At 73.7% G+C, this 12262-nt stretch carries 13 protein-coding genes; 5 read left to right on the plus strand and 8 right to left on the minus strand.

Features of this window, described 5'->3' with window-relative positions; all coding sequences use genetic code 11:
* Nucleotides 1–153: 153 nt before the first annotated feature.
* From ACFV0O_RS25220 to ACFV0O_RS25235, 4 genes are all read left to right on the plus strand, one after another.
* A complete protein-coding gene (locus ACFV0O_RS25220) occupies nt 154–1329 on the plus strand; it encodes an aliphatic sulfonate ABC transporter substrate-binding protein (RefSeq protein ID WP_380345512.1) in 1176 nt (391 codons plus the stop codon).
* Between the two features lie 148 nt (nt 1330–1477).
* Nucleotides 1478–2281 (plus strand): ABC transporter ATP-binding protein, encoded by an 804-nt coding sequence (locus ACFV0O_RS25225; protein ID WP_360264831.1) that lies wholly within the window; start codon nt 1478–1480, stop codon nt 2279–2281.
* Entirely contained in the window at nt 2268–3194 is a 927-nt protein-coding gene (locus tag ACFV0O_RS25230; RefSeq protein ID WP_360264828.1) for an ABC transporter permease, read from the plus strand. The genes ACFV0O_RS25225 and ACFV0O_RS25230 overlap by 14 nt, the downstream gene beginning before the upstream one ends.
* Before the next feature lie 10 nt (nt 3195–3204).
* Nucleotides 3205–3933, plus strand: a complete 729-nt coding sequence (locus ACFV0O_RS25235) for a sirohydrochlorin chelatase (protein ID WP_380345514.1) — start codon at nt 3205–3207, stop codon at nt 3931–3933.
* A 4-nt stretch (nt 3934–3937) separates the two neighbouring features.
* Here the strand turns inward: ACFV0O_RS25235 and ACFV0O_RS25240 are convergent, their stop codons facing one another.
* The 5 genes from ACFV0O_RS25240 to ACFV0O_RS25260 form a co-directional block, all read right to left on the minus strand.
* The gene (locus tag ACFV0O_RS25240; protein ID WP_380345516.1) at nt 3938–4249 is read right to left on the minus strand and encodes a hypothetical protein; all 312 of its coding nucleotides are present in this window, start codon (nt 4247–4249) and stop codon (nt 3938–3940) included.
* A 9-nt stretch (nt 4250–4258) separates the two neighbouring features.
* Entirely contained in the window at nt 4259–4477 is a 219-nt protein-coding gene (locus ACFV0O_RS25245) for a hypothetical protein (protein WP_380345518.1), read from the minus strand.
* A 221-nt stretch (nt 4478–4698) separates the two neighbouring features.
* Complete coding sequence (locus ACFV0O_RS25250) at nt 4699–5448, minus strand: ricin-type beta-trefoil lectin domain protein (RefSeq protein ID WP_380345519.1); 750 nt, start codon at nt 5446–5448, stop codon at nt 4699–4701.
* Between the two features lie 53 nt (nt 5449–5501).
* The gene (locus ACFV0O_RS25255; RefSeq protein WP_380345521.1) at nt 5502–6269 is read right to left on the minus strand and encodes a ricin-type beta-trefoil lectin domain protein; all 768 of its coding nucleotides are present in this window, start codon (nt 6267–6269) and stop codon (nt 5502–5504) included.
* Nucleotides 6270–6565: 296 nt separating this feature from the next.
* Entirely contained in the window at nt 6566–7579 is a 1014-nt protein-coding gene (locus ACFV0O_RS25260) for a hypothetical protein (protein WP_380345523.1), read from the minus strand.
* Nucleotides 7580–7692: 113 nt separating this feature from the next.
* Between ACFV0O_RS25260 and ACFV0O_RS25265 the strand changes: the two genes are divergently transcribed.
* Nucleotides 7693–8565 (plus strand): helix-turn-helix transcriptional regulator, encoded by an 873-nt coding sequence (locus ACFV0O_RS25265; RefSeq protein WP_360264812.1) that lies wholly within the window; start codon nt 7693–7695, stop codon nt 8563–8565.
* Nucleotides 8566–8617: 52 nt separating this feature from the next.
* Here ACFV0O_RS25265 and ACFV0O_RS25270 read toward each other — a convergent pair whose 3' ends face one another.
* The 3 genes from ACFV0O_RS25270 to ACFV0O_RS25280 all read right to left on the minus strand — a co-directional run bounded on the left by ACFV0O_RS25270 (nt 8618) and on the right by ACFV0O_RS25280 (nt 11896).
* Nucleotides 8618–9331: a ricin-type beta-trefoil lectin domain protein gene (locus tag ACFV0O_RS25270; protein ID WP_380345525.1), complete on the minus strand. Its 714-nt coding sequence runs from the start codon at nt 9329–9331 to the stop codon at nt 8618–8620.
* 348 nt (nt 9332–9679) lie between these two features.
* Nucleotides 9680–11443, minus strand: coding sequence for a DEAD/DEAH box helicase (locus ACFV0O_RS25275; RefSeq protein ID WP_380345527.1), 1764 nt, complete (start codon nt 11441–11443; stop codon nt 9680–9682).
* A gap of 246 nt (nt 11444–11689) precedes the next feature.
* Nucleotides 11690–11896: a cold-shock protein gene (locus tag ACFV0O_RS25280; RefSeq protein WP_030060364.1), complete on the minus strand. Its 207-nt coding sequence runs from the start codon at nt 11894–11896 to the stop codon at nt 11690–11692.
* Nucleotides 11897–12262: the final 366 nt, after the last annotated feature.

A 12262-nucleotide genomic window follows, 5' to 3' on the forward strand; every position in this document is an offset into this window, starting at 1 on the left:
GCGGGCCGACAGGGCTGAGAACGCCCTGTCACCGGGCTGTCTTCCCCCACAGCCGCCCGGCTTGCCCCGGCACTCCGCTGCCGCGCGCACCACCTTCCGCATCTTCCGTACCGAGACCGCCTCCTGACGGTCCGTCCGCGAACAGGACTCACCATGGCACCGAACCAGGCCCCTTCGCGCCGCACCTCCTCCCATGGGCGCACCCGCCCCAACGCCGGCCGGATCAGACGCACCGCGGCGGCCGCCGCGGCCGGTCTGACCGCGGTGGCCCTGCTGTCGGCCTGCAGCTACGGCTCCAAGGCCGACAAGTCCGCCGACGGCAAGGCCGGCGCCGCCGCCACCGCCGGGGACTCCGGGACGAAGCTCTCCGCCGACTCCGTGAAGATCGGCTACTTCGCCAACCTGACCCACGGAACCCCGCTGGTCGGCCTCCAGGAGGGCTTCTTCCAGAAGGAGCTGGGCGCCACCCAGATCAAGACCCAGGTCTTCAACGCGGGCCCGGCCGAGATCGAGGCGCTCAACGCCGGTTCGATCGACATCGGCTGGATCGGCCCCTCCCCGGCGATCAACGGCTTCACCAAGTCCGACGGCAAGTCGCTGAAGATCATCGGCGGTTCGGCCTCCGGCGGGGTCAAGCTCGTGGTCAACCCGGACAAGGTCTCCTCCCTGGACGACCTCAAGGGCAAGAAGATCGCCACCCCGCAGCTGGGCAACACCCAGGACGTGGCACTGCTCAACTACCTCGCGGGCAAGGGCTACAAGGTCGACGCGGCCTCCGGCGCGGGCGACGTCTCGGTGGTGCGCACCGACAACAAGGTCACCCCCGACGCCTACAAGTCCGGCTCCGTCGACGGCGCCTGGGTGCCCGAGCCCACCGCCTCCAAGCTGGTCACGCTCGGCGCGAAGGTCCTGCTCAACGAGAAGGACGTCTGGCCGGACAAGAAGTTCGTGATCACCAACATCATCGTCTCCCAGAAGTTCCTCAAGGAACACCCGGACGTGGTGGAGGCCGTACTGCGCGGCTCGGTGAAGACCAACGCCTTCATCAAGGCCGACCCGGACAAGGCCAAGGCCGACGCCAACGAGGCGATCAAGAAGGACGCCGGCAACGCACTGGAGCCCGCGATCCTCGACCCGGCCTGGGCCGACATCGACTTCCTGGACGACCCGCTGGCGAACACCCTGCAGGCCGAGGCCGACCACGCCGTCACCGCCGGGCTCCTCAAGAAGCCCAACCTGAACGGCATCTACGACCTCACCCTGCTGAACAAGGTCCTCGCCGCCCAGGGCCAGGCCGCCGTGGCGGACGCCGGTCTCGGCGCCAAGTAGCGCCCACCGAAAAGCCGTTCGCCGACGACTCCGCGGTCCGGCCCCCGTCCTCCCGGTCGATCCCCGATCGATGCCCACCGGGACGGGCGGGGCCCGGGCCCCGGCCCCGACCCGCAGCCCCGCAGACCACTCACCAGGAGGTGCCCGGATGACCTCGGCACTGACCACCTCGGCGGACGCCCCCGGCGCCGACGCCCACGGCGGCGCGCCCGCCGTCCGGATCTCGCACGTGCACAAGTCCTTCGGCCGCCCCGGCGCGCAGACCCACGTCCTGGACGACATCACGCTCGACGTCGCGCCAGGCGAGTTCGTCACCCTGCTCGGCGCCTCGGGCTGCGGCAAGTCCACCCTGCTCAACCTGGTCGCCGGCCTCGACGAGCCGACCGCCGGCAGCATCGAGGTGCCCGGCGGCCGCCCCGCCCTGATGTTCCAGGAGCACGCGCTGTTCCCCTGGCTCACCGCCGGGAAGAACATCGAACTGGCCCTCAAGCTGGCCGGTGTGCCCCGCCCCGAGCGCCGCGCCGAGGCCGAGCGGCTGCTCGAACTCGTCCGCCTGAAGGGCTCGTACGGCAAGCGGGTGCACGAGCTGTCCGGCGGAATGCGCCAGCGCGTGGCGATGGCCCGGGCACTCGCCCAGGGCAGCAAGGTCCTGCTGATGGACGAGCCGTTCGCCGCGCTCGACGCCATCACCCGGGACGTGCTGCACGACGAGATCACCCGGATCTGGGCCGAGCGGCAGCTGTCCGTCCTCTTCGTCACCCACAACGTGCGCGAGGCCGTGCGACTGGCCCAGCGGGTCGTACTGCTCTCCTCCCGCCCCGGCCGGGTCGCCCGGGAGTGGCGGATCGACCTGCCGCAGCCGCGCCGCATCGAGTCCGCGGGCGTCGCCGACCTGTCCATAGAGATCACCGAAGAACTGCGTGGGGAGATCCGTCGCCATGGCCAGCACTGACACCACCCCCGTCCTGGACAAGACCGACGCGGCCCGCACCGGCGGGACGGGCACGAGCGACAGTGCCGACGTCGGTGCGGGCCTGGACGCGCTCGACTCCGTCACCGCGCAGCGCGGCTCGCTCGGCGAGGCGCTGCGGACCAAGGCGCTGCCGCCGCTGATCGGCGTGCTCGTGGTGCTCGCGCTGTGGCAGGGCGCGTACAGCCTGCACGTCACGTCCTCGTACAAGCTGCCCAGCCCCGCGGACGTGTGGCGTTCCGCGCAGGACCTCTGGTACCAGGGCACGCTGTTCTCGATCATCTGGACCAGCGTCTGGCGCGGCCTGTCCGGCTTCCTGCTCGCCGTCGTGATCGGCACCCCGATCGGGCTGGTGGTCGCCCGGGTCCGGCCGGTGCGCACCGCGATCGGGCCGGTGCTGCAGGGCCTGCAGTCGCTGCCCTCGGTGGCCTGGGTGCCGGCCGCGGTCATCTGGCTCGGCATCAACGACTCGATGATGTACGCGGTGATCCTGCTGGGCGCCGTCCCGTCGATCGCCAACGGGCTGGTCGCCGGCATCGACCAGGTGCCGCCGCTGTTCCTGCGGGCCGGGCGCACCATCGGCGCGACCGGCCTGGCGGGCGCCCGGCACGTGCTCATCCCGGCGGCGCTGCCCGGTTACCTGGCCGGTCTCAAGCAGGGCTGGGCGTTCTCCTGGCGCTCGCTGATGGCCGCCGAACTGGTCGCCTCCTCCCCCGACCTGGGCCGCGGGCTGGGCCGGTTCCTGGAGGACCAGCGCGAGTTCTCCGACATGTCCGGGGTGCTGCTCGGCATCGTCCTGATCCTGTTCGTCGGCATCGCCATCGAGCTGCTGGTGTTCACCCCGGTCGAGCGCCGGGTGCTGCGCAACCGCGGCCTGCTGGCCACCGGCAAGTGAGGCACCGCTGATGTCCGCCCTCCTCCTCATCGCCCACGGCAGCCGCGACCCGCGGCACGCCGCGACCGTGGCCGCGCTCGTCGAGGAGGTGCGGGCCCGGCGGCCCGGTGTCGAGGTCGCCACCGCCTACCTGGACCACTGCGCGCCGCGGATCCCGCAGGTGGTGGGACGGCTGACGGACGCGGTCGCCGTCCCGCTGCTGCTCAACCGGGCGTTCCACGCCAAGCACGACATCCCCGCCGCCCTGCGCGCCGCCGGTTCCCGGCTGCCCGTCGCGGACGTGCTCGGCCCCTCCCCGCTGCTGCTCGCGGCGCTGGACCGCCGCCTCGCCGGGGCCGGCCTGGACGTCTCCTCCCCCGCGGTCCGGGCCCGTACCGGCGTCGTGCTCGCCGCCGCCGGGTCCTCCGACCCGGCCGCCGACGCCGCGACCCGCGCGGTCGCCGCCGAGTGGCGGCGCACCCGCGGCTGGGCCGCCGTCGAGGTCGCCTACGCCTCCGCGGCCGGCCCGCGCGTCCCCGACGCCCTCGCCGCGCTGCGCGCCGTCGGCGCCGAGCGCACCGCCGTCTCCCCGTACCTGCTGGCCCCCGGCCTCCTGCCGGACCGCATCGCGGCGGCCGCCGACGGGGCGGACGTCCTGGCCGACGTCCTGGGCGCCGCCCCGGAGCTGGCCGCCCTGCTGCTGGAGCGCCACGACGAGGCCCGTCTCGCCGAGCGGTCGACCCCGGCACTCACGGCCTGAGCGGTCAGGACGCCTTGCGGTGCTGGTACTCGGCGACCGCGGCGGTGATCACGCTGAGCGGCACCGGTTCGTCCAGGTCGGCGACGGCCGCCTCGATCCACTCCCGCATGATGGCAGTCGGCTTCAGTCCCCGTTCCCGCGCGCGCCGCCGCACCTCGTCCATCACCGGCTTGGGCAGCCGCAGCGAGGTGGTGATCATCACGGAGTCCGCCGTCGCCCGCTCGCCCGGCTCGGCGCTCATGACCTCGTCCTCGGTCAGCTCGTGCGTCTCGTAGTACTCGGCGATCGCTTCAAGCTCCGCACCGTTGTCAGTCATCTGCCACCTTCAACTCGTCCGCTTGAGGAACAGGCGCCGTTCGACAGCCGTCATGTCACGCGCGGTCGCGCAGTACCACGCCGATGCCACCGTGGTGCTGTCCGCCAGAACCACCAACAGGTAACGACCTGCCCGCGTCACGCCGAAGCAGAGCATCGTGTCGGCCCGGCCGCCGGAGAACCAGTGAGGGCGGGTGAAGACGACGTCCTCGACCTCCTCCGGGTCCACGCCGTGTCTGGCGATGTGCTCCTCGGACCGCGGACCGCTCGTTCCAGTAGATCTCACTATGCACGAGCCTCAGCGTGTTGCAAACGCAATGCACCGAGCCGGTTGCGTCCACTCCGTCAGGTGACGGCGCGCTGAAGCACCGACGGGGGGGGGGGGCGGGGGGGCGCGGGCGCGCCCGCGCCCCCGCCCGCCCCCCCCCCCCCCCCCGGGGGGGGGGTGGGTCAGGCCGGGAGGTTCCACTTCTGGTTGGCGGCACCGTTGCAGTCCCAGATGCCGAGCTGGTTGCCGTTGGTGGTGGAGTAGCCCAGGTCGTCCAGGCAGCGGCCGGACTGCGGGTTGAGCAGCGAGCCGTCCGGACGGGCCTGCCACTGCTGGGCACCGGTGCCGTTGCAGTCGTAGATCTGCACCCGGGTGGCGTTGCCGGTGTTCCCGCCCGAGACGTCCAGGCACTTGCCGAGGGCCCGGATGGTGCCGTCGGTGCCGACCTTCCAGGTCTGGGCGGCGTTGCCCAGGCAGTCGTAGATCTGGACGGGGGTGCCGGCGCCGCTGTTGCCGCCGCGCACGTCCACGCACTTGTTCGCGTAGCCGCTGATCGGGCCGACCGGGCCCGCCGGGACGGGGGAGCCGGTGACGATCCAGCCGTAGGACGGCATCATCGGGTAGAAGCAGCCCGCGGAGGCGCTGGTGTTACCGGTGACCCAGTTGCTGCTCGAACCCATGCTGGTGGGGAACCCGTTGCTGTCGAAGCCCTGGCAGGAAACCGTGAGCCGCCAGGTCTGCTGCGGGTCGATGCCCGTGCAGGTGCCGAGGTAACCGTTGCCGCTCCTGACGACGGAACAGCTCCCGGTGGCCTGGGCCCCGGCGGACGGCGTGTTCGGGGTGGTGCTCTCGGCGGCTCCGGCAGCGGGTGCGGTGAGCGCGGCGGCTCCGGCGAGCAGGCCGGTGGCGAACAGGGTGACGGTACGACGCATGGCGGGGCTCCTCGGGGGTGGGGGTGATCCGGTGGACGGGGCTGCCGCGGGCATCAGGCGGGCAGGTGCCAGACCTGGTTGGCGGCGGTGGCGCCGAAGCAGTCCCAGATCTGCAGGACCGCGCCGTTCGCGCTGGAGACGTCCCGGACGTCCAGGCAGCGGCCGGACTGCGGGTTGACGAGCGAGCCGTCGGCCCGGGCCTGCCACTTCTGGGCACCGCTTCCGTTGCACTCCCACGTCCGCACCAGCGTCCCGTTGCCGGTGCGCCCGCCTTCGACGTCCAGGCAGTTGCCGACCGCCCGCACGGTGCCGTCGGCCCCGACCTTCCACGTCTGGTTGACGTTGCCGAGGCAGTCCCAGATCTGCGTCTGCGTCCCGTTCGCGGTGCTGCCGCCGCGCACGTCCAGGCACTTGCCCGCGATCCCGGTGATCCGGCCGACCGCACCCGCCGGAACCGCCGGACCGAACTCGATCTGGCCGGCGCCCGGCATCAGCGGGTACATGCAGCCGGCGGCGACGCTGGTGTTGCCGGTGACCCAGTTGCTGGCCCAACCCGAGTAGATGGGCACGTGGTTGTTCCAGTCGTAGCCCGAGCAGCCGACCACGACGCGCCAGGTCTGCTGCGGGTCGATGCCCGTACAGGTGCCGGTGGGGGCCGGGTTGGCGTCGGTGACGGTGCAGCTCCCGACGCCGCCCGGGCCCGGGACGGTGGTGGACGCCGCGCTCCGGGCAGTGCTCTCGGCGGCACCGGCGGCCGGCGCGGTGAGCGCGGCGGCTCCGGCGAGCAGGCCGGTGGCGAACAGGGTGACGGTACGACGCACGGGGAGAGTCCTTCCGGAGAGGGTGAACCGGCCGGCCCGCATGTGAAGCACCGGTGATGACGGTGTGACGTTTGCGCGGGCCGCGCGAAAGCATCGGGCACCGCCTGTTCACGGTCAACGGGCAGGGGTGAAGATCACGCCACCGCTCCGTCCACGGAGGATTGGTGTACGACACGGTCCGGGACGGACCCCGGCAGGCCGGACGCGCGGCCGATCCGGCCGGATCGCGTACGGCCCGGCCCCCGGGTGAGCGAGGGGCCGGGCCGTCGGACGGTGCGGTGCCGGGCGGTGCCGGGTCAGATCCGGCGCAGGGTGAAGGCGTCCGACGGGTGGCCCGCGACGGCGTCGGCGAGGCCGGCGGAGAGCTGGTAGAGGCTGCCGGTCGGGCCGGCGAGGAGCGCGGTGGGGGTGGCGTCGACGGAGGGCCGGACGGCGGTGAGGCGGGCGGTGCGCCAGTGGTCGTCCGAGCGCAGTTCGACCTCGGCGTCCCGGCCGGCGCCCAGGAGGGCGTTGGTGACGCCCGCGACGGAGCCGTCCGGGCGGCCGAGCAGGCCGTCCAGGTGGAGCAGGGACGCGCCGCCGGCCACCTCGACCCGGCGCACCGCGGCCGGGTTCCACAGCGGGACCTGCCACAGCGTGCCGTCGTCCCACTTGCCGACGACCAGACGGCCCTCGCGCAGGACGATGCCGTTGAGGCCGTACGAGCCCGGGGCGGGGGCCAGCCGCGGGTCGCGCAGCAGCACGGAGGCGGTGCCGTCCGGCGCCACCCGGTAGACGACGGGGGCGAAGGAGTCGGTGACGTAGGCGGTGCCGTCGGGGCCGACCGCGATGTCGTTGGCCAGGTGGTTGCCGCCGTCGGCGGCGACGGCGGCGAGGTCGGTGTGGAAGATCCGCCGGCCGGTGTCCAGGTCGTAGGCGCCGATCCCGGCGATCTTCCCGAAGGTCGCGGCGCTGCTGCGCTCGCCGACGCCGTTGTCGAGGTCGGTGACCAGGACGCGGTGGTGGACGGGGTCGATCCGCAGGCCGGCGATCTCGGTCAGCGCGGGGTCCTGCACCAGGGTGCGCACGCTCCCGTCGGTGCCGACGGCGGAGACGGTGCCGTGCCGCAGCGAGCCGAGCAGGAAGCGGTGGTGGGAGGCGTCCCAGACGCCCGACTCGGGCACCAGGGTCGGCGCGTGGCCGGTGATCACGGCCGGGGCCGGGCAGTCGGCGGCCGCCGCGGCGGGCAGCGTGCCGACCGTGCCGAGCAGCGCGGCGAATGCGGCCGCGACCAGGGTGCGGCGGAGGGTACGGTGCTGACGGTTGCTCATCGGGATTCCCTTGCGCGTGCGATCCGTTGACGTGATCAAGCCTCGCGCGGACGGGCGGGCCGCAGCAGTGCGTGGGAGTACTGGTAGTCGGACTACCAGGGAGGACGGGGGACATGGTGGACGTGGTGGACGTCGACGACGCCGGGGAACGCCGGACGGCGCTGTCGAGCTTCCTGCGCACCCGCCGGGCGCGGCTGACGCCGCAGGACGTCGGGCTGGCGCCGGGGGTGCGGCGGCGCACCCCGGGGCTGCGGCGGGAGGAGCTGGCGCTGCTCGCCGGCGTGGGGGTGACCTGGTACACGTGGCTGGAGCAGGGCCGCGACATCCACCCGTCGCCGGAGGTGCTGGCCAGCCTCGCCCGGACGCTGCGGCTGGACCGGGCGGAGACGGCGTACCTGTTCCGGCTGGCCGGCAGCCACCCCCGGGACGGCGAGGTGGCCGCGCCGGGGGACGTCCCGGTCCCGCTGCTGCGGCTGATGCACGCGCAGTGGCCGGCGCCGTCGTTCGTGATGGACGCCAACTGGGACATCCGGGCCTGGAACCCGGGCGCGGACGCACTGTTCGGCCTGACCGAGCGGCCGCCGGAGGAGTGCAACCTGGCCTGGGTGGTGTTCGGCAACCCCGTGCACCGGGCCCGGGTCGAGCACTGGGAGGCACACGCCCGCCGCTTCCTGGCGCAGCTGCGCTCCGCCTACGCCGAGCGCGGCGGTGAGGCGACGGCCGTGGGGCGCCACCTGGCCCGGATGATCCAGCAGGTCCGCGGCGAGTACCCGGAGGCGGACGCCTGGCTGGAGGAGCACCAGGTCGCCGAGCGCTCCGGCACCGAGAAGGTGATCCGGCACGAGGCGGTGGGCCTGGTGCGGATCGACCAGCACGTGCTGCTGGCCGCCGAGGGCCTGCAGCTGATCGTGATGGCCCCGCGCGACGCCGAGTCGGAGGAGCGGTTGCGCGCGCTGGCGCCGGCCTCGGCCGCCGTGGCGGTCTGACGCGGGGTGCGCCGCCCCGGCGGGGTGCCGGGGCGGCGGACCGGACCGGCCGTCAGGCCGGGAGGTTCCACTTCTGGTTCTCGGCGCCGTTGCAGTCCCAGATGCCGAGCTGGTTGCCGTTGGCGGTGGAGAAGCCCAGGTCGTCCAGGCAGCGGCCGGACTGCGGGTTGAGCAGCGAGCCGTCCGGGCGGGCCTGCCACTGCTGGGCGCCGGTGCCGTTGCAGTCGTAGATCTGGACCTTGGTCCCGTTGCCGGTGTTGCCACCCGAGACGTCCAGGCACTTGCCGATGGCGCGGATCGTACCGTCGACGCCGATCCGCCACTTCTGGGCCCAGGTGCCGTTGCAGTCGTAGATCTGGACCGGGGTCCCGTTGCCGAAGTTCGCGCCCTTCACGTCGACGCACTTGCTCGCGTAGCCGGTGATCTGGCCGGTCGGGCCGGCCGGCGGCACGGCGCCGAGCATGACGCGCGGGAACATGATCGTGTCGCCGAAGCCGCAGGACGCGGAGACGGTGCCGTCGCCGATCCCGAGCCCGCCGAACGCGGGGCGGGAGAACTGCATCGTGTGGTCGGTGTTCCAGTAGAGGCAGTTGGCGGTGACGGACCAGGTCTGCATCGGGTCGAGGCCGGTACAGGTGCCCATGGCGTTGAAGCCGGCCGCGTAGGCGGAGCAGGCGGGGGCGGCCTGGGCGGAGGTCGCGGGGGCCACCAGGGCGGCGGCTCCGGCGAGCAGGGCGGTGGTCAGCAGTGCGGAGGTGCGGCGCATGGGGAGGGTCGTCCTTCCGGTCGGCGAATCACGTCGGCCCACGCCCGGTCGCACCGCGGTGACGGTGCGGCAGGTGTGTGGGATGCGTGAGAGCTTCGTGGCTGAACGGTTCGCCGTCAACCGGCAGTTGGGCGGGTTCTGCCGGTGTCCGGGGCGCTGAGCTGCGCGGTCCCGCCGAACGGCATTTTCCCGCGGCCCCCGGCTCCGGCTCCGGCTCCGGCCCTCGCTCCTCGGAACACCCCCGGCCCCGGAAGACCCCCGGAAGACCCGGGTACGCAGCCCCCGGAACGCCGAACGGCCCGGCGCCCCCTCGTGGTGAGAGGGCGCCGGGCCGTTCGGTTCCGGACGTCAGTCGAACGTGCGGCGCTGGCGCCCGGTCCCGTAGTTGGAGCCGGACTTGGCGCCGCTGCCGGGCTTGGAGCGCCCGGAGGAGCGGCCGATGAAGCCGGCCGCCTGCGGGCGGTCGCCCTGGGTGGCGGCGCCCGTCCGCTGCTTGGGGCGGGGGCGGCGCGGGTTGCCGTTCATGTCGACGTCGGTGGGCAGTCCGGAGCGCTTGCCGGGGCGGCGGCGCTGGCCGCCGTTCTTGGCCCCGGCGCGCCCGCCGGCCGTCTCGTCCGCCGGACCGGCCGCGGCGGCCTGGGCCACCGGCACCGCCAGGGTGACCGGGACGCCGCTGGGCGTGCGGGCGCCGGTGATCCGGGTCAGGTCGGCGTCGCCGGGGCGGATCTTGGTGACGGTCGGGCGGATGCCGGCGACCGTCATCAGCCGGTTGACCTCGCGGCGCTGCTCGGGCAGCACGAGGGTGACGACCGTGCCGGACTCGCCGGCCCGGGCGGTGCGGCCGCCGCGGTGCAGGTAGTCCTTGTGGTCGATCGGCGGGTCGACGTTGACCACGAGGTCCAGGCCGTCGATGTGGATGCCGCGGGCGGCGACGTTGGTGGCGATCAACGCGGTGACGTGGCCCTCGCGGAACTGGTCGAGGACCCGGTTGCGCTGCGGCTGGGACTTGCCGCCGTGCAGGGCCGCGGCCTTCACGCCGTTGGCGAGCAGCTGCTTGGCCAGCCGGTCGGCGCCGTGCTTGGTGTGCACGAACATGATCACGCGGCCGTCGCGGGAGGCGATGTGCGCGGTGGCGGAGGCCTTGTCGGTCTGGTCGAGCTGGAGGACGTGGTGGTCCATGGTGGTCACCGCGCCGGCCGACGGGTCGACCGAGTGGGTCACCGGGTCGGTCAGGAAGCGCTTGACCAGCCGGTCGACGTTGCGGTCCAGGGTGGCGGAGAACAGCATCCGCTGCCCGCCCTCGGCGACCTGCTCCAGCAGCTTGCTGACCTGCGGCAGGAAGCCCATGTCGGCCATCTGGTCGGCCTCGTCCAGGACGGTGATCGCCACGTCGGAGAGGTTGACGTCACCGCGCCCGATCAGGTCGTCCAGCCGGCCCGGGGTGGCGACCAGGACCTCGGTGCCGCGGCGCACCGCGCTGGCCTGCCGGTTGATCGACATGCCGCCGACGACGGTGGTGATCCGCAGGTTGACGGCGGTCGCGTACGGGGTGAGCGCCTCGGTGACCTGCTGGGCCAGCTCGCGGGTGGGCACCAGGACGAGCGCCAGCGGGTGCCGGGCGACGGCGCGGCTGCCGGCGGTGCGGGCGAGCAGCGGCAGGCCGAAGGCCAGGGTCTTGCCGGAGCCGGTGCGGCCGCGGCCGAGCACGTCGCGCCCGGCGATCGAGTCGGGCAGCGTGGCGGCCTGGATCGGGAACGGCTCGGTGACGCCTTCGCGGCCGAGCGCGGAGAGGATCGCCTTGGGCAGGTCCAGCTCGGCGAAGGTGGCCGCCGGGGGGCGCGGCGGGGTGCCCTGGACGACGGTGAAGTCGGCGGCCTCGGGTGCGGCGGTCCGGGTCTGCTTGGGGGCGCCGGAGCGGCCGCGCGGCTTGCGCGAGCGGTCGCCGCCGCCGCCGGCGGTGCGGCGGGACTGGTCGGTGGTGCGGGCGCCGCGGTCGCGGGGCGGGCGGGCAGGGGTGGTCACGGGATCTCCGTCCGTCGGTCGGCAGCCCGCGGGTCGCGGGCCGTGTCGGCCGTCGGGGGTGAGTCCGCCGCCCCGGCCGTACGGCGGCATGAACAGGGGCCCGCACCCCCCCGGGGCGGGGCCCCCGCCCCGCGCGCCGACGCGCTCCCTGGGGGGGGCGGAGGCCGCGCTCCAGTTTTTGTGTCGCGAGGGGCGCGCGCGGGGGGGGGGGGGGGGGGGGGGGGGGGCGGGGGGGGGTGCGCCCGCCCCCCGGGCGTTGGGGGGCATTAAACGGGGCCCCCCGGGGGGGGGGGGGGCCCCCGCTTCGCGATCTTCGCGAGTCAGCGTGGGCTGACGTCAGCCGATGATCTGGATGTTCTCGGCCTGCGGGCCCTTCTGGCCCTGCGTGACGTCGAACTCGACCTTCTGGCCCTCGAACAGCTCACGGAAGCCCTGAGCCTGGATGTTCGAGTAGTGGGCGAACACGTCGGCGCCGCCGCCGTCCTGCTCGATGAAGCCGAAGCCCTTTTCGCTGTTGAACCACTTCACGGTGCCGGTAGCCATAACCGTCTCCTCTAAAACTGGGGCATCAGGGATCCACACCTCGTGAATCCCCAAGTAGCCGCGATCCCCATCCGGAGACTGAAACACCGGACAAAACAAATGCGCCTGTTGGTTGGAACCAGCAGGCGCACATACACGTTCATGGGAACCAAAACTGCAACTGCCTCGACTGTAGCACGGCGACACCCCGCGCGACCGGGGATTTTCCGCCGAACAGATCACGTTTGACGCCCTCGGAACAAGGGGACGCGGGGGGCCCCCCCGGCGGGGGGCCCCCCCGGGGGCGGGGCCGGGCGCGGGGGGGCGGGGGGGCCCCCCCGCGGGCCGGCCCCGCCCCGCGCCCGCGCGCGCCCCCGGCGGTAATCA

This window comes from Kitasatospora sp. NPDC059577, assembly GCF_042735475.1.
In the GTDB taxonomy this organism is placed as follows: Bacteria; Actinomycetota; Actinomycetes; order Streptomycetales; family Streptomycetaceae; genus Kitasatospora.

Excerpts from the sequence above, each read along its gene's own strand:
- ACFV0O_RS25225 (WP_360264831.1), top strand. The coding sequence starts at position 1,478 with ATGACCTCGGCACTGACCACCTCGGCGGACGCCCCCGGCGCCGACGCC.
- ACFV0O_RS25275 (WP_380345527.1), bottom strand. The coding sequence starts at position 11,443 with ATGCCGCCGTACGGCCGGGGCGGCGGACTCACCCCCGACGGCCGACAC.
- ACFV0O_RS25265 (WP_360264812.1), top strand. The coding sequence starts at position 7,693 with ATGGTGGACGTGGTGGACGTCGACGACGCCGGGGAACGCCGGACGGCG.
- ACFV0O_RS25280 (WP_030060364.1), bottom strand. The coding sequence starts at position 11,896 with ATGGCTACCGGCACCGTGAAGTGGTTCAACAGCGAAAAGGGCTTCGGC.
- ACFV0O_RS25250 (WP_380345519.1), bottom strand. The coding sequence starts at position 5,448 with ATGCGTCGTACCGTCACCCTGTTCGCCACCGGCCTGCTCGCCGGAGCC.
- ACFV0O_RS25235 (WP_380345514.1), top strand. The coding sequence starts at position 3,205 with ATGTCCGCCCTCCTCCTCATCGCCCACGGCAGCCGCGACCCGCGGCAC.
- ACFV0O_RS25270 (WP_380345525.1), bottom strand. The coding sequence starts at position 9,331 with ATGCGCCGCACCTCCGCACTGCTGACCACCGCCCTGCTCGCCGGAGCC.
- ACFV0O_RS25220 (WP_380345512.1), top strand. The coding sequence starts at position 154 with ATGGCACCGAACCAGGCCCCTTCGCGCCGCACCTCCTCCCATGGGCGC.
- ACFV0O_RS25230 (WP_360264828.1), top strand. The coding sequence starts at position 2,268 with ATGGCCAGCACTGACACCACCCCCGTCCTGGACAAGACCGACGCGGCC.
- ACFV0O_RS25260 (WP_380345523.1), bottom strand. The coding sequence starts at position 7,579 with ATGAGCAACCGTCAGCACCGTACCCTCCGCCGCACCCTGGTCGCGGCC.
- ACFV0O_RS25240 (WP_380345516.1), bottom strand. The coding sequence starts at position 4,249 with ATGACTGACAACGGTGCGGAGCTTGAAGCGATCGCCGAGTACTACGAG.